Origin of the sequence: Nocardioides sp., from assembly GCF_041913365.1 — a bacterium.
In the GTDB taxonomy this organism is placed as follows: Bacteria; Actinomycetota; Actinomycetes; order Propionibacteriales; family Nocardioidaceae; genus Nocardioides.
Map to the genome: position 1 here is coordinate 533,524 of NZ_JAYSFM010000001.1, position 14,931 is coordinate 548,454.

The 14,931-nt window shown below is 72.6% G+C and carries 14 protein-coding genes; 7 read left to right on the forward strand and 7 right to left on the reverse strand.

What is annotated here, in order from left to right:
- Positions 1-6: 6 nt before the first annotated feature.
- Both ACE3QY_RS02690 and ACE3QY_RS02695 read right to left on the reverse strand, forming a co-directional pair.
- A complete protein-coding gene (locus tag ACE3QY_RS02690) occupies positions 7-1,353 on the reverse strand; it encodes a sensor histidine kinase (protein WP_374454457.1) in 1,347 nt (448 codons plus the stop codon).
- A complete protein-coding gene (locus ACE3QY_RS02695; protein WP_374454458.1) occupies positions 1,350-2,033 on the reverse strand; it encodes a response regulator transcription factor in 684 nt (227 codons plus the stop codon). Before ACE3QY_RS02695 ends, ACE3QY_RS02690 begins: the two co-directional genes overlap by 4 nt.
- Before the next feature lie 153 nt (positions 2,034-2,186).
- Between ACE3QY_RS02695 and ACE3QY_RS02700 the strand changes: the two genes are divergently transcribed.
- Entirely contained in the window at positions 2,187-2,672 is a 486-nt protein-coding gene (locus ACE3QY_RS02700; RefSeq protein WP_374454459.1) for a hypothetical protein, read from the forward strand.
- Between the two features lie 33 nt (positions 2,673-2,705).
- Entirely contained in the window at positions 2,706-4,187 is a 1,482-nt protein-coding gene (locus ACE3QY_RS02705) for a methyltransferase (RefSeq protein ID WP_374454460.1), read from the forward strand.
- Here the strand turns inward: ACE3QY_RS02705 and ACE3QY_RS02710 are convergent.
- On the reverse strand, positions 4,180-4,947 hold the full coding sequence (locus ACE3QY_RS02710) for a hypothetical protein (RefSeq protein ID WP_374454461.1): 768 nt from the start codon (positions 4,945-4,947) through the stop codon (positions 4,180-4,182). The genes ACE3QY_RS02705 and ACE3QY_RS02710 overlap by 8 nt on opposite strands.
- 230 nt (positions 4,948-5,177) lie before the next feature.
- Between ACE3QY_RS02710 and topA the strand changes: the two genes are divergently transcribed.
- Entirely contained in the window at positions 5,178-7,904 is a 2,727-nt protein-coding gene (gene topA / locus ACE3QY_RS02715; protein ID WP_374454462.1) for a type I DNA topoisomerase, read from the forward strand.
- 342 nt (positions 7,905-8,246) lie between these two features.
- Here the strand turns inward: topA and ACE3QY_RS02720 are convergent, their stop codons facing one another.
- The 3 genes from ACE3QY_RS02720 to ACE3QY_RS02730 form a co-directional block, all read right to left on the reverse strand.
- Positions 8,247-9,440, reverse strand: a complete 1,194-nt coding sequence (locus ACE3QY_RS02720; protein ID WP_374454463.1) for an IS110 family transposase — start codon at positions 9,438-9,440, stop codon at positions 8,247-8,249.
- 155 nt (positions 9,441-9,595) lie between these two features.
- Entirely contained in the window at positions 9,596-9,997 is a 402-nt protein-coding gene (locus ACE3QY_RS02725; RefSeq protein WP_374454464.1) for a hypothetical protein, read from the reverse strand.
- A gap of 65 nt (positions 9,998-10,062) precedes the next feature.
- Entirely contained in the window at positions 10,063-10,764 is a 702-nt protein-coding gene (locus ACE3QY_RS02730; RefSeq protein ID WP_374454465.1) for a hypothetical protein, read from the reverse strand.
- A gap of 61 nt (positions 10,765-10,825) precedes the next feature.
- Here ACE3QY_RS02730 and tmk point away from each other — a divergent pair, with 61 nt between their 5' ends.
- From tmk to ACE3QY_RS02750, 4 genes are read left to right on the forward strand one after another with little or no spacing between them, the layout of a single operon-like run.
- Positions 10,826-11,464: a dTMP kinase gene (gene tmk / locus ACE3QY_RS02735; RefSeq protein WP_374454466.1), complete on the forward strand. Its 639-nt coding sequence runs from the start codon at positions 10,826-10,828 to the stop codon at positions 11,462-11,464.
- Entirely contained in the window at positions 11,461-12,633 is a 1,173-nt protein-coding gene (locus ACE3QY_RS02740; RefSeq protein WP_374454467.1) for a DNA polymerase III subunit delta', read from the forward strand. Before tmk ends, ACE3QY_RS02740 begins: the two co-directional genes overlap by 4 nt.
- A complete protein-coding gene (locus ACE3QY_RS02745; RefSeq protein ID WP_374454468.1) occupies positions 12,630-14,186 on the forward strand; it encodes an alpha/beta hydrolase in 1,557 nt (518 codons plus the stop codon). The genes ACE3QY_RS02740 and ACE3QY_RS02745 overlap by 4 nt, the downstream gene beginning before the upstream one ends.
- Positions 14,187-14,239: 53 nt before the next feature.
- Positions 14,240-14,428: a DUF6767 domain-containing protein gene (locus tag ACE3QY_RS02750; protein WP_374454469.1), complete on the forward strand. Its 189-nt coding sequence runs from the start codon at positions 14,240-14,242 to the stop codon at positions 14,426-14,428.
- Here the strand turns inward: ACE3QY_RS02750 and ACE3QY_RS02755 are convergent.
- Complete coding sequence (locus tag ACE3QY_RS02755) at positions 14,400-14,843, reverse strand: OsmC family peroxiredoxin (RefSeq protein ID WP_374454470.1); 444 nt, start codon at positions 14,841-14,843, stop codon at positions 14,400-14,402. The two genes, ACE3QY_RS02750 and ACE3QY_RS02755, sit on opposite strands and share 29 nt — an antisense overlap.
- Between the last annotated feature and the right edge of the window lie 88 nt (positions 14,844-14,931).

Genomic DNA, 14,931 nt, shown 5'->3' on the forward strand with positions numbered 1-14,931 from the left:
GCCACCTCACACCGGCGGCGCCGCCTCCGGCAACCGGATTGCGAAGCACGCGCCTCCCTCGGGCGCGGCGCCGGCGGTGATCGTGCCGCCCATCCGCCGCACCAGCCCGGCGCCGAGGGCGAGGCCGAGGCCGTGGCCCCCGGTGGCCCGACGGCCGCGGTAGCGCTCGTGCAGCACGCCGGGCTCGAAGGCGACCGGGAGATCCTCCGGCGCCAGGCCGGGGCCCGAGTCGCGCACCTCGACCACGCCGCCAGCCCGCGCCGCCAGCACGATCGTCCCGCCGCGCGGCGTCACCCGGAGGGCGTTGTCCAGCAAGCCGTCGAGCACCTGCCGCAGCCGCGCCGGGTCGGCTCGTACGACGACGGGCGCGGCCTCGGCGACCACCGACACCCCGGCCGCGCGAGCCCGGGCCGACCACGCCTGGGCGGTCGTGGTGACGAGGTCGCCCGCATCGACGTCGGAGGGGGCGATCCGGAAGTCGTCGGCCTGGAGGCGGGCCAGTGCGAGGAGGTCGGCGACGTAGCCCTCGAGGCGCTCGGCCTCGCCGACGAGGGTCGCGCCGACCTCGCGGACGTCCTCGGGCGGGATGGTGCCGTCCGCCAGCCCCTCGGCGTAGCCGCGCACCGCGGTGAGCGGCGTGCGCAGCTCGTGGGAGACCGACAGGAGGAACCGGCGCTGCCGGTCCTCGCTGGTGCGCAGCGCGCCGTCGAGCTGGCCGAGGGCGACGGCCACGTCGGCGACCTCGGACGGCCCGGAGGTCGGCAGGGCGACGCCCCGCTCACCGGACGCGAGCCGACGGGCGGCGGCCGCGGCCTGGGTCAGCGGAGCGCCCAACCGTCGGGCGAGCCAGGCAGCCAGGCCGAGCGCCACCAGCGAGCCGAGGCCGAGCGCGAGGACGACGCGGCGGCGTACGGCACCGAGCGCCTCGTCGGCGCTGGACACGTCGGAGGCCAGGACGACGGCGCCGCCGCCGACGGAGGGCCGCGCCTCGACCAGCACGGGCACGCCGTCGAGCTCCCCGCTCGCGGACACCGACCGGCCGGCGCGCAGGTCGGCCAGCTCACCCTCGGTGAGGGCCGCGGCCGCGCCGGTCGCCCGGTCGGCCGTGACGATGCCGATGCTCAGCCCGGAGACCGCGGTGACGCGGTCGAGGCGCTCGAGGCGGTCGGCGACGAGGGTGAGCTGCGGGATGCGGGAGAGCAGCTCCACCTGGCGGGACAGGGGCGTGCGGACGGCGTCCTCGCGGGCGCCGGCGAGCAGCGGCGCCACGAGCAGGCCGGCGAGCAGCGCCGACACCGCGGCCACGGCCGCCATGGCGAGCGCGAGGCGGCCCGTCAGGCCGCCCGGCCTCACGTCCGGCTCCGGGCGCGGTAGCCCACGCCGCGCACGGTCTCGACCGGGCAGTGCTCGCCGAGCTTGGAGCGGAGCTGGGCGACGTGGACGTCGACGGTGCGGCTGGTGCCGTAGTCCGCCTGCCCCCACGCCCGCGAGAGCAGCTCGGCGCGGTCGAAGACCCGGCCGGGGGAGCCCATCAGCACCTCGAGGAGGTTGAACTCGGTGGTGGTGAGGTGGCAGGTCTCGCCGTCGACGGTCAGGGTCCGCGACCCCGGGTCGAGGACGACAGCGCCGTCGCGCACCGTCCGGGGTCCGGCGGGGGCGCTGCTGCGGCGCACCACGGTCCTCACGCGCGCCACCAGCTCGCGCGGAGAGAACGGCTTGGTGACGTAGTCGTCGGCGCCGAGCTCGAGCCCGAGCACCCGCTCGACCTCGTCGTCGCGCGCGGTCACGAACAGCACGGGCGTCCAGTCGCCGGCGTCGCGCATGGCACGGCAGACGTCGGTGCCCTCCCCGTCGGGCAGGCCGACGTCGAGCAGCACGACCGCGGGGCGGAGGCGGCGTACGGCCGCGAGCGCGCCGACCACGTCGGTCTCGAGGTGCACGCCGAAGCCGGCGGCGGTGAGGTAGCGGCGGACGAGGTCGCTGATCGCCGGCTCGTCCTCCACGACGAGCACGAGTCCACGCGGCTGGTCCACGCCACGAACGCTAGTGGCCGTAGCCCGGCGGGACAGGCGGACGACGACGTCCTTACGCAACTCGAACACAGCCCTGACACGGCCGCCACCCGCCGCGACCACCGTCGTGGTCAGGAGCCGGCACCACGGCCGGCCCACGAGAAGGAGACGGACATGCCACTGATCCAGACGGCCGGGCTCTTCACCGCCGGCCTCATCGCCACCACCTCGCTGGTCGCCGGAGTGACGTCGAACGGCACCGACGACGCCGCGACGGACATCCAGGACGTCCCGTGCGGCGCGCTGTGGTCCAGGCTGCCCGCGGACCTGCGCGACGACCTCGCCGCCGTCCGGGACCTGCCCGAGGGCGAGCGCATCGCCGCCCTCGAGCAGCTCCGGGAGGACGCCCTCGACGGCGACTACGGGGACCGGGTCCAGCAGCTCGCCGAGGGCCGGGACGAGCGGGTCCGTGCGGTCCGGCGGTTGCTTCCCGCCGACCTCAGGGTCGACCTGCGCGAGGCCCGCGACCTGACCGGGGACGAGCAGGTCGCGGCGCTCCGGGCGATCCGCGACGGCGCGCTCGGCGGCGACTACGGCGACCGGGTCCAGCAGGTCGCGGTGACCGTGCAGCAGCGCCTCGAGGCCTGCGAGACGCCCTGACCCTGCCGCAGGGGCGTCTGCGAGGCTGGTGCCATGCCCTCGGACACCGACGTCGCCGGCCCCCTGCGCGAGGCCCTGCTCGCGGCCGACTTCACCTACGACCGTGTCGCGGAGGCGATCGGCGAGGACGCCCACCGGGCGCTCGGTCGCAACGAGACCCTGCCCGCCCTGCGGCGTACGACGTCGGGCGGGCCCCTCGACACCCTCGTCCGCCTATTCCTGCTCCAGACCACCGTCGCGCGCAAGGAGGCGGACCGGGCCCTGCCCGGCCTGGTCGACCGGCTCTGCAACGCCGGCCTGCTCGAGCAGAGCGTCAGCGAGGTGGCGGCGCGCACCGACTGTCGCCCGTACGCCACCTCCGAGGCAGGCCAGGACCGTGACCTCTGGATCGTCTCCGACCTCACCCCGGGCCTCGACGGGTCGCCCGTCGCCGTCGGACCCGACCACGTGCTCGGCATCTCCAGCGCCTCGACGAGCCTGGCCCAGCTCACCATGCGCGAGCCGGTCGGCAGCGCGCTCGACCTCGGCACCGGCTGCGGCGTGCAGGCGCTCCACCTCGCCGGCCACGCCGGTCGGGTCGTCGCGACCGACGTGAACGCCCGCGCACTCTGGATGACCCGGCTCAACGCCGCACTCAACGAGGTGGACGTCGACGTCCGCGACGGCTCCTTCTTCGAGCCGGTCGCGGGGGAGCGCTTCGACCTGATCTCCACCAACCCGCCCTTCGTGATCTCGCCGGCGACCGGCGAGCGGCTCGTCTACCGCGACTCCGGCCTGCCCGGCGACCGCGTCGTCGAGCACATCGTCCGCACCGGACCCGACCACCTCGCCGACGGCGGCTGGCTCCAGGTGCTGGCCAACTGGGCGATCGTCGACGGGCAGCCGTGGGACCAGCGCCTCGGCTCGTGGCTGCGCGACGACTGCGACGCGCTGGTCGTCCAGCGCGAGACGCTCGACCCGGCGTCGTACGTCGAGCTGTGGCTCAAGGACAGCGGTCACCACGGCGGCCCGGAGTACGCCGCCCGCTACGACACCTGGCTGTCGTGGCTGGAGGAGACCGGGATCGAGGGTGTCGGCTTCGGCTGGATCAACGTGCGCCTCGGCGGCGCGGGCTCCCACCAGCTCCTCGAGTGGCCCTACGGCGTCGAGCAGCCGATCGGCCCGGCCATCCACGCGTGGGGCGACGCGGTCACCGACCTCCGGGGCCTCACGGACGACGACCTGCTGGCGATGACCCTGCGCGCCCGCGGGGACGTCCAGCAGGAAACCGTCGGGCGGCCGGGCGCCGAGGACCCGGAGGCCATCGTGCTGCGCCAGCAGCGCGGCTTCCGCCGGGCGCGCACCGCCGACACGATCGAGGCCGCGTTCGTCGGTGCCTGCGACGGCGACCTCACCGTCGGCCAGCTCCTCGGCGCGGTCGCGCAGCTCACCGAGCGTGACGCCGACACCCTCCGGACGACGTACCTCCCGGTCGTGCGCGAGCTGGTCGGGGAGGGCTTCCTCGAGCTCAGCTGACCTCATCGAGCCGCACCTGCTCCGCCAGCGCCTCGTCGCGCATGAGCACCAGGTCGGCGACGACCCCGGCCGACAGCAGCTCCGGACGCCCGGTGGCATAGAGGTCGGGGTGGTCGCGCGGCCACGGCCGTGGCGCGGTCCAGCCCACCCGGCGCAGGTGGCCGGCCACGGCGTTGCCGTGCGGGGTGAGCGAGGAGACCCCGAGGTGGGTGGCGACGGTCCCCTGGGTCACCGGTCCCGCCGGCCCGATCGCGGCGTTGGCCTTGCCGACCAGCCACACGACCCCGGCAGCGATGCGGTCGGGCGCGGTGCGCTCGGCCAGCCACGGCGCCCGGTCGCGCAGCAGGAGCAGGCAGCGGCGCAGCGGTGCCTCGAGGTCGGGCGTGAGCAGCGCGTCGCAGACGTCGCCGGCCAGCTCGTCGACGACCAGCCACGGCTCGTCGGCAACCGGGTCGAGCACGTCGCGCAGGAGCGGCACGCGCGGATCGGGCGCCAGGGCGACGAGCGCCTCGCGCCCGCCCACGATCCCGTCGAGCCACGCCAGCACCTGCGCGTGGCGCGGCGGAGGGGGAGGGCTGTGCACCACCTGCGGCCGTCGCTCGGCGTCGAGCTCGCGGGCCAGGCCCGCCCACCGCGTGTCGTGGTGGCTCTCGGTCCAGGCGTCGACGAGCCGGCCGTCGAGGAAGACCAGGTGGCTGACCCGGCCGTCCCCGGCGAGCAGGGTGGGCGGCGGGCCGAAGAGCGAGTAGTCGTCGTACATCGAGGGTGTCCTTCCGAAGGGCGTCACCTCACCTTCGGGGGGTCCTCCGACACGGGGACGGTGAGCCGGCCGGACCCTGTGGAGGAGTCGCGGACGGCCCCGGCTGTGGACGGAAAACGGCGCGGTCCAGACCGGGCGAGCCGCGTCCCGGGGTGGCCATCTGCGGATGTGGCGCTACCGTTGCGGCGCTGAGCAACATCTCGGCAGCGTCAAGAGGGAGCAGAGAAGAAGTGGCAAAGCTCGTCATCGTCGAGTCCCCGGCCAAGGCCCGCACCATCGGTGGGTACCTCGGCCAGGACTACGTCGTCGAGTCCTCGATCGGACACATCCGCGACCTGCCCAACAACGCGGCGGACACCCCGGCGAAGATCAAGGACAAGCCGTGGGGCCGCCTCGCGGTCGACGTCGACAACGGCTTCGAGCCCTACTACGTCGTGCCCCGCGACAAGAAGAGCCACATCGCCAAGCTGAAGAAGCTGGTGAAGGAGTCCGACGCCCTCTACCTCGCCACCGATGAGGACCGCGAGGGGGAGGCCATCGCCTGGCACCTCCTCGACGAGCTCAAGCCGCCGAAGGGCCTGCCGGTCCACCGGATGGTCTTCCACGAGATCACCAAGCCCGCGATCCTCGCCGCCGTCGACAACCCGCGCGAGATCAACGACGACCTCGTCGAGGCCCAGGAGGCGCGCCGCATCCTCGACCGCCTCTACGGCTACGAGGTCTCCCCGGTGCTGTGGAAGAAGGTCATGTCCGGCCTCTCCGCCGGCCGCGTGCAGTCCGTGGCGACCCGCTTGGTCGTCGACCGCGAGCGCGAGCGGATGAAGTTCAAGGTCGCCTCCTACTGGGACCTCGACGCCACCTTCGACGCCGGCACCGGCCACGACCCGCGGATGTTCCCCGCCAAGCTGCACAGCATCGACGAGGTCCGCGTCGCCCGGGGCTCCGACTTCGACAACACGGGCGTCCTGAAGGGCAAGGCCGACCGGGTCCACCTGAGCCGCGCCGACGCCGAGGCGCTGGCCACGGGCCTGAGCGAGACGTCGTACGCCGTGCGCTCGGTGGAGTCCAAGCCCTACCGCCGCTCGCCCTACCCGCCGTTCCGCACGACCACCCTCCAGCAGGAGGCGAGCCGCAAGCTCGGGATGAGCGCCAGCGTCACCATGTCGGTGGCCCAGCGCCTCTACGAGAACGGCTACATCACCTACATGCGTACGGACTCCACGACGCTGTCGGGTGCGGCGATCGGGGCCGCCCGCGACCAGGTGCGTGAGCTCTACGGCGCCGAGTACCTCCCGGACTCCCCGCGCACCTACGCCTCGAAGGTCAAGAACGCCCAGGAGGCGCACGAGGCGATCCGCCCGGCGGGCGACACGTTCCGCACGCCCGCCCAGACAGGCCTGTCCGGCGAGCAGTTCCGGCTCTACGAGCTGATCTGGATGCGCACCGTCGCCTCCCAGATGAAGGACGCGACGGGCAACTCGGTCACCATCCGCCTCGGCGGCGCCGCTGCCGACGGCCGCGACGTCGTCTTCAGCGCGAGCGGTCGCACCATCACCTTCCACGGCTTCCTCAAGGCCTACGTCGAGGACATCGACGACGCGTCCAAGCGCCGCGACGACGCCGAGACCCGCCTGCCCAACCTCACCGAGGGCGCGCCGGTCTCCGCCGCGACGCTCACCCCGGAGGGCCACGAGACCAAGCCGCCGGCCCGCTACACCGAGGCGACGCTGATCAAGGAGCTCGAGGACCGCGAGATCGGCCGCCCGTCGACCTACGCCTCGATCATCGGCACGATCCTCAACCGCGGCTACGTCTACAAGAAGGGCACCGCGCTGGTGCCGGCGTGGCTGGCGTTCTCGGTGACCCGGCTGCTGGAGGAGCACTTCCCACGGCAGGTGTCCTACGAGTTCACCGCCTCGATGGAGGACGTGCTCGACGAGATCGCCAACGGCCAGCGCGACCGCGCGACCGAGCTCGGCGAGTTCTACTACGGCTCCGGCGACGTGATCGGCCTCAAGACGCTGGTCACCGACCTGGGCGAGATCGACGCCAAGGAGATGGCGACCTTCGCCATCGGCACGCCCGACGACGGCATCAACCTCCGCGTGGGTCGCTACGGCCCGTACGTCGAGGGCCCGGGCGAGGGCGAGGCGGGAGCACCGGTCCGCGCCAACGTCCCCGACGACCTGCCGCCCGACGAGCTGACCGTGGCCAAGGCCAAGGAGCTGCTCGCCAACCCGGCCGGCGAGGAGCAGGTGATCGGCAACCACCCCGACACCGGCCTGCAGATCGTCGCCAAGAACGGCCGCTTCGGCCCCTACGTCACCGAGCTCCTGCCCGACGACGCACCGAAGAGCGCCAAGCCGCGCACCGGCTCGCTCTTCAAGTCGATGACCCTGGACACCGTCTCGCTCGAGCAGGCCGTCAAGCTGCTCGACCTGCCGCGGGTCGTCGGCGTCGACGAGGACGGCACCGAGATCACCGCCCAGAACGGCCGCTACGGGCCCTACCTCAAGAAGGGCACCGACTCGCGGAGCCTGACCTCCGAGGACCAGATCTTCGACATCACCCTCGACCAGGCCAAGGCGATCTACGCCCAGCCCAAGCAGCGCGGCCGTGGTGCGGCCACCCCGCCGCTCAAGGAGCTCGGCAACGACCCCGTCTCCGGCCAGCCGGTGATCGTCAAGGCGGGCCGCTTCGGCGAGTACGTCACCGACGGCGAGTACAACGCCACGCTCCGCAAGGACGACACCGTCGAGTCGATCACCCTCGAGCGCGCCGCCGAGCTGCTGGCCGAGCGTCGCGAGCGCGGCCCGGCGAAGAAGGCGGCCAAGAAGGGCGCGAAGAAGGCGCCCGCCAAGAAGACGGCTGCCAAGAAGACCGCGGCCAAGAAGACGACTGCCAAGAAGACGACAGCCAAGAAGACGACAGCCAAGAAGACGACGAAGAAGTCCTGACCCCGACGGTGGAGTCCTGAGCCCGGCCTAGCTGGCTGTAGGGGCTGTCAACTGCGTTGTGGCGCGCATTGGTGTGCTCCGGCGGCGGTGTCGTCGGAGTGAGTTCCGCGACGGGGTGAGGCTCAGTCGGCGACGGTCGCCGGGGCGCTCACGCTGACGTATGCGACCTCGAGTTGGGTCATCTGGCGTCGTTCGAGCTGCGGACGGGGGCGAAGGGCTGGGCGCCAAGCTAGTTGCGGCGTAACACCAGGGTGTCCGCCATAGCGGCAGCGGCGTCTGATCCAGCCCTTCGTCACTGACCAGCCTGCACCCGATCGCGTGGCGTGGAAAGGGGGGCCTCGCTCAGACCTCCCGCGTCCAGCGGGTCGGGTCGTAGGGGTGTTGGTCGCGGACCAGGGCGTAGGCGATCCGGTTGGCACGGTTTGCCAGTGCGCAGGCGATCACTCCGCCCTTCTTGCCGCGGGCCCGGAGCGCGGCGGCGTAGGTCTTGGCGGCCGGGTCGTTGAGCCACAATCCGACGCCGAGGTCGATCAGGGCACGCCGCAGCTCGACGCTGCCTTCCCGGCTGATGGCGCCGTCGCGGCGCTTGCCGGCGGACTCGTACTGCATCGGTGACAGGCCCGCTGCGCGGTAGATCTGCTTGGGTCCTGGCCACCGGACCGGGTCGCCGATCGCCGCGCCGTAGGCACTGGCCCGGATGGTCGCCCAGCCGGGCACGCTGGTCAGGACTATGAACGGCGTCTGGGGCAGCAACAAGCTCAGGTGGTCTTCGGCCTGCGCGGCCTGCTGGTCGAGCACGGTCAACATTCGCAGATCGTTGGCCACGATCTCGCGCGCGACGACTGCATCTCGGGTGGGCAGCGCGTCCCTCGCGGCAGCGACCACGCGGACAGCCACACGACGCTGGACGACCAGCCCACGGGTCGCGGCGAACCGGATGAACCGACTCTCGCCCAGCGATGCCAGGCGCGTTGGATCGGTGAAGTGCTCGGCCACGAGCCGGCCGACCTTGGTGCCCAGCACGTCGGGCAGCGCCAACGTCAACCCCGGGAACGCACGGTCGAGTTGGCCGAGCAGCTGGTTCTTCAACGCCGTCCTGGCCTCGATCCGCCGGGACCGGTGACCCACCCACGCGGCTAGCTCGACGAGCATCACCTCGCGTTCGGCGACCGGGCTGCCCCGACCCGCCAGCACCAACTCTGTGATCGCCTCCAGATCGATCGCGTCGGTCTTTACCCGACGCCTGCCCTGGACTCGTCGCTGCTCGGTGACATGGGCTGGATTGAGCTCCACCAGCACCCAGCCGGCCGGCCAGGACGACGTCATCATCAACGGCTGGTGGTAGTGACCGGCAGCCTCGATCCCGACCTTGACCGCGACATCGGCACGCACGAGCTCCTGGATCCGCGCGACCGTCGAGTCCAGACCGGCCCGTGTCATCGCAAAGTCGACCGGCCCGAACAGCCGGTGCCGCTTCTCGTCGGTGACCGAGCAGGCCACCGTGTTCTTCCCGACGTCGACGGCCACCACGACCATCGACGATGAGCAATCATGATCAGACACAACCCACCTCCGGAGGGCTCGCCAGGAGGAACCGGCGCGCCAACGCCAGATCCTCGAAGGAATCAGATGGATCCCTTCTGGCACCTCCGGAGGTGACTTGTGAAGGACTACCGACCTATATCAGCGGCTCACGGCTCCACGGTCGGCGCAGGCGTCCCGGCCTTGGCGTCCTTGAGCTCGAGGACGGCGCCGACGACCCAGGCGATGCCGCCAAATAGGGTCAGGTAGAGGCCGATCGCTGCGGCACCGTTCATGTCGAGCAGGCCGATCAGGGTGACCAGCCCGGAGAACACGAGCGAGGCGATCAGGCTCGCGCGCGCCGGCACCTTGACCTGCGGGAGCAGGCCGACCCGGATGGCGAGGGCGACCGCGCCGAGGATCGCCAGGATCAGCGTGAGCACGCCGTCGCCGCGGATGCCCGAGATGCCGATGCCGAAGATCGACACCCACGGCAGGAACGCCGCCAGCGCGACGACGACGATGGCGATGCCGGACACGCGCTGCGGCGTGGAGAAGCGGGAGAGGTCCATGCGCGCACGCTAGTGGTGAAGTGGTGTCTGGGTGGAGCATTCGGCCCGGACGGGGGCCGAATTCGTCAGCGCATCGCTGCGCCGATGGCGCTGGCCAGGAGGAACGCCCAGCCGCCGGTCAGCCGGCGGCTTCCCGGCCGCGGTGGCAGCAGCCCGGTCAGGCCGCCGAAGAGCAGGAACAGGGGTGCGCCGATCGGTGTCAGGAGGACGAACCAGGCCCATCCCCACCGGGTCGCGCGCCACGGCTCGATCGCGCCGATCAGGAGCAACGTGGCGCACACGGCGCCGAGACCGACGAACGCGAGCCAGCCGGGAGCCCGGAAGCCCAGGATCGTCGTCCAGGTGCCCCCGTAGTAGTCCCTCGTCGGGCCGGTGATCGTGACCTCGCGGCCGTTGGTGGTGAGCGCGTCGACGACATCGCCGACCACGACCTCGTCGGCCGGTCGCCGCACCTTGCGGGCCTGCCGTTCGCTGGACGCCTGCGTGACTGTGGTGACGTACGCGATGCCGTGCTCACGCCAGCGGACCGTGACGGGGCCGTAGCCGATGGAGTCCTCAGGCTGCTGCGCCGACATCAGCACCTCGGACACATCGCCGTCGCCGATGGCCTGCCGGAGGTCCGACACCTCGACCTCGCGCTCGCCGAGCAGTACGGCGCCGACGTACATCACCGCGAGCACGACGAGGAGCGACCACGCAGCGACGCGGTCCCACCGCCCCGCCGGCGGCGCCGGCTTCGCCGTACGCTCCACGACCTCCGTCGTCACCCGGTCCCCCTTCGACTGGTCGGATCCTAGACCTGTCCCACCCCGCCCGTAGGGTGTGCGCGTGAGCACAGGAGTCTTCTCGGAGCGCGGGCTCTTCGTCTGCTTCGAGGGCGGCGAGGGGGCCGGCAAGTCCACCCAGTCGCGCCTGCTGCACGACTGGCTGGTCGAGCGCGGCAGGACCGTCCTGCTCACCTTCGAGCCGGGAGACACCCCGGTCGGCAAGGAGCTGCGCCGGATCGTGCTCGACCCGGCGACCGGCGACCTCTCCGACCGCACAGAGGCCCTGCTCTACGCCGCCGACAAGGCCGAGCACGTCGACCACGTCGTGCTGCCCGCCCTCGACCGCGGCGAGGTGGTGATCACCGACCGCTACGTCGACTCGACCCTGGCCTACCAGGGCGCCGGCCGCACGCTCGACGTGTCCGAGGTCGAGGCCGTCGCCCGGTGGGCCACCGGCGACCTGCGCCCCCACCTGACCGTGGTGCTCGACCTGGAGCCGGAGGCCGGGCTGGGCCGCTTCGACGAGCGCGACCGCATCGAGGGGCAGTCGCTGGAGTTCCACCAGCGCGTGCGGCAGGGGTTCCTCGACCTCGCCGCCGCCGACCCCGACCACTATGTCGTCCTCGACGCGCGAGCGCCGATCGAGGAGATCGCCACCGCCATCCGCGATCGCGTCACGCCCCTCCTGGACGCCCGATGACGACGACCGCCCGCATGGTCTGGGACGACCTGGTCGGCCAGCAGCCCCTCATCGGCACCCTGCGCGAGGCGGCTGCGGGCCACGGCATGACCCACGCCTGGCTGTTCACCGGTCCGCCCGGGTCCGGCCGCTCCAACGTCGCGCGCGCCTTCGCTGCCGCGCTCCAGTGCGAGACGGGCACCGGCTGCGGCGCGTGCGAGGCCTGCCGGCTGGTGACGAGCGGGTCGCACCCCGACGTGACCGTCGTACGCTCCGAGACGACTGTGCTCTACGTCGACGACATGCGCGACCTCGTGCAGGCGTCGGCCAAGTTCCCGGCGATCGGGCGCTGGCAGATCATCCTCGTCGAGGACGCCGACCGCCTCGGCACGCCGGAGAACCCGCGCACGGGCAACGCGCTGCTCAAGGCGATCGAGGAGCCGACGCCCAAGACCGTCTGGCTGCTGTGCGCGCCGACCCGGGCGGACGTGCTGCCGACCATCGCGTCCCGGGCGCGCCACGTCACCCTGGCCACCCCGACCGCGCCCGAGGTCAGCGACTTCCTGGTGCGACAGGGCATCGACCCGACGATGGCCTCGTTCGCCGCCCGCGCCAGCCAGGGCCACATCGGCCGCGCCCGGGCGCTGTGCGTCGACGAGGACGCCCGCCGCCGCCGGCGCGAGGTCGTCTCGCTGCCGTCCCGGCTCACCTCGCTCGGCGCGGTGATGACGGCGGCCACCAACCTCGCCGAGATCGCCAAGGAGGAGACCGCAGCGATCACGGCCGACGCCGAGCGGCGCGAGCTCGAGGGGCTGCAGTCGATGTTCGGCAGCGAGCGCAAGGACACCACCAGCCGGGCTTACCGGTCGGCGCTGTCGGCGCTGGAGAAGCTGCAGAAGCAGAAGGCCCGCCGGCGCGTGCTCGACGTGATCGACCGCTGCCTGATGGACCTCGTCTCGGTCTACCGTGACGCCATCGCCGTCGCCGTCGAGGCCCCCGGCGAGCTGGTAAACGAGGAGCTGCGCGGTGACGTCGAGGTCGTCGCCCGCGCCGCGTCGCCCGAGCAGCTGCTGCGCATGATCGACGCGATCTTCACCGCCCGCGAGCAGATGCTGGAGTTCAACGTGCCGCCACAGCTGGCCCTGGAGTCGATGACCGTCGCGCTGCGGCTGCCGCAGGGCCGCGCGTGAGGCGGGCCCTCGCGCTGGTGGCGGTGCTCGCCCTGGCGCTGACGACCTTCGTCGCGGTCGGGCTGGCGCTCGGTGGTGACTCCGGCGACTCGCCGCGGGTACTGCCGACCCCGTCGCCCACGACGCCGCCGCCCGCCTCGGTGACCGAGGCGCCCGAGCCGGCCCTCGAGGACTACTACTCCCAGCGCATCGACTGGCAGCCGTGCGAGGGCAACGACGACCAGGACTGCGGCACGCTGACGGTGCCGATCGACTATGCCGACCCGCGGGGCGAGACGATCGACCTCGCGCTCCTGCGCGTCCCCGCCTCCGGGGCGCGGGTCGGCTCGATGGTGGTCAACCCGGGCGGCCCCGGCGCCCCCGGCACGTCGTACGCCGCCGCCGGCGGCCTCGTCTTCCGCAAGCCGCTCCTCCAGGCGTTCGACGTCGTCGGCTTCGACCCGCGCGGCACGGGTCGCTCCGCTCCGATCGACTGCCTGAGCGACGAGGAGATGGACGCCTACATCGCCGCCGACCCGACGCCCGACACGCCGGACGAAGTGGCCGACTACGAGGACACCGTGCTCGGCTTCGGGGCGGCCTGCAAGGCCAGCTCCGGGCCCCTGCTGGGGCACGTCACCACCATCGAGACCGCCCGCGACATGGACGTCCTCCGCTCCGCACTGGGCGAGGAGGCGCTGACCTACCTCGGCGCCTCCTACGGCACCAAGCTCGGCGCGACCTACGCCGAGCTCTTCCCGGAGCGGGTCGGCCGGTTCGTGCTCGACGGCGCCGTCGACGTCTCGCTCGACCTCGAGACGATGTCGCTCGACCAGGCGGCCGGCTTCGAGACCGCGCTGCGTGCCTACGTGCAGAACTGCCTCGACTCCACCGACAACTGCTTCCTCGGCGACTCGGTCGACGAGGGCCTGGCGAAGATCAGCGGGCTGCTCGAGTCCATCGAGGACGAGCCGCTGCCCGCGGGCGACCGCGAGCTGCAAGTCGGCAACGCCTTCTACGGGATCGTCGCGCCGCTCTACAACCGCGACTACTGGTTCCTGCTGAGCACCGCGCTCGCCTCGGCTCTCGATGGCAAGGGCTCGGCGCTGATGGAGCTCTCCGACCTCTACGCCTCGCGGGGCTCCGACGGCTCGTACGACAACAACTCGATGGAGGCGATCTACGCGATCAACTGCCTCGACGACCCCAGCTCCATCGGGTTCGACCAGGTGCCTTCACAGTTCGCGGCGTTCGAGGAGGCCTCGCCCACCTTCGGCAAGGTGTTCGCCTGGAGCCTCACCGGCTGCCGTGGCATCGAGGTGAGATCGTCGGAGGAGCCGCTCGAGATCCGCGGCGAGGGCGCCGCGCCGATCCTCGTCCTCGGCACCAGCCGTGACCCCGCGACGCCCATGAAGTGGGCCGAGGCGCTGGCCGCGCAGCTCGAGTCCGGCGTGCTCGTCGAGCGCGACGGCGACGGGCACACGGCGTACAACTCGGGCAACGAGTGCATCGACGCAGCCGTCGAGGACTACCTGGTCGAGGGCACCGTCCCCGACGACGGCACGACCTGCTGACCTCGGGACCTTCGGCCCTCCCGTCCCCGGCACCCGCTGCCTAGCGTGGTGGCATGACGACCGTGGCCGCCCGGTGCCCCCTGCGCCCGGGCGACTTCTGCACCCTGTGCGTGCCGGGGGCGACCGGGCCGCAGGACTGCCCGACGGTCGCGGAGGTGATGCGCGACCCAGACCTCCGCGACCGGCTCGCCGAGCTCCGCCGCGAGGCGGCGCTCAGCTCTCCAGCGCCGCGTCGAGGGTGATGTCGACGGCCGCGAGCGCCTTGCTGATCGGGCAGCCGGCCTTGGCCTTCTCGGCCGCGTCCTTGAACCCCGCCTCGTCGAGGCCCTCGACCTCGCCGCGCGCGGTGAGCTTGATGCGGGTCAGCTTGAAGCCACCGGCCTCCTTGTCCGGCCCCAGCGTCACGTCGGCGGTCACGTCGAGGGAGTGGACGGTGCCTCCGGCCTCGGTGACGAGGTTCGAGAGCGACATCGCGTAGCACGCGGAGTGCGCGCCGGCGATGAGCTCCTCGGGGCTCGTGGCGCCGTCGGCGTCGTCGGCCGCGCGCTTGGGGAAGCTCACGTCGTAGGTGCCGACCCCGGAGCTGGTGAGCTCGACCTGACCGGATCCGTCCTGGAGTCCGCCGGTCCATGCGGTGCGTGCGGAGCGAGTGGGCATCGTGCCTCCTGAGGTGAGGTGGTGCGGTCGCTCCCGACGCTAGCGGGTCCGTCCCGACCCGTGATTTCTGTCCGGGCCGCGGGGCTCC

Coding starts and splice junctions, on each gene's coding strand:
- ACE3QY_RS02700 (WP_374454459.1), top strand. CDS start 2,187: ATGCCACTGATCCAGACGGCCGGGCTCTTCACCGCCGGCCTCATCGCC.
- ACE3QY_RS02705 (WP_374454460.1), top strand. CDS start 2,706: ATGCCCTCGGACACCGACGTCGCCGGCCCCCTGCGCGAGGCCCTGCTC.
- ACE3QY_RS02710 (WP_374454461.1), bottom strand. CDS start 4,947: ATGTACGACGACTACTCGCTCTTCGGCCCGCCGCCCACCCTGCTCGCC.
- ACE3QY_RS02720 (WP_374454463.1), bottom strand. CDS start 9,440: ATGGTCGTGGTGGCCGTCGACGTCGGGAAGAACACGGTGGCCTGCTCG.
- ACE3QY_RS02725 (WP_374454464.1), bottom strand. CDS start 9,997: ATGGACCTCTCCCGCTTCTCCACGCCGCAGCGCGTGTCCGGCATCGCC.
- ACE3QY_RS02740 (WP_374454467.1), top strand. CDS start 11,461: ATGACGACGACCGCCCGCATGGTCTGGGACGACCTGGTCGGCCAGCAG.
- ACE3QY_RS02750 (WP_374454469.1), top strand. CDS start 14,240: ATGACGACCGTGGCCGCCCGGTGCCCCCTGCGCCCGGGCGACTTCTGC.
- ACE3QY_RS02755 (WP_374454470.1), bottom strand. CDS start 14,843: ATGCCCACTCGCTCCGCACGCACCGCATGGACCGGCGGACTCCAGGAC.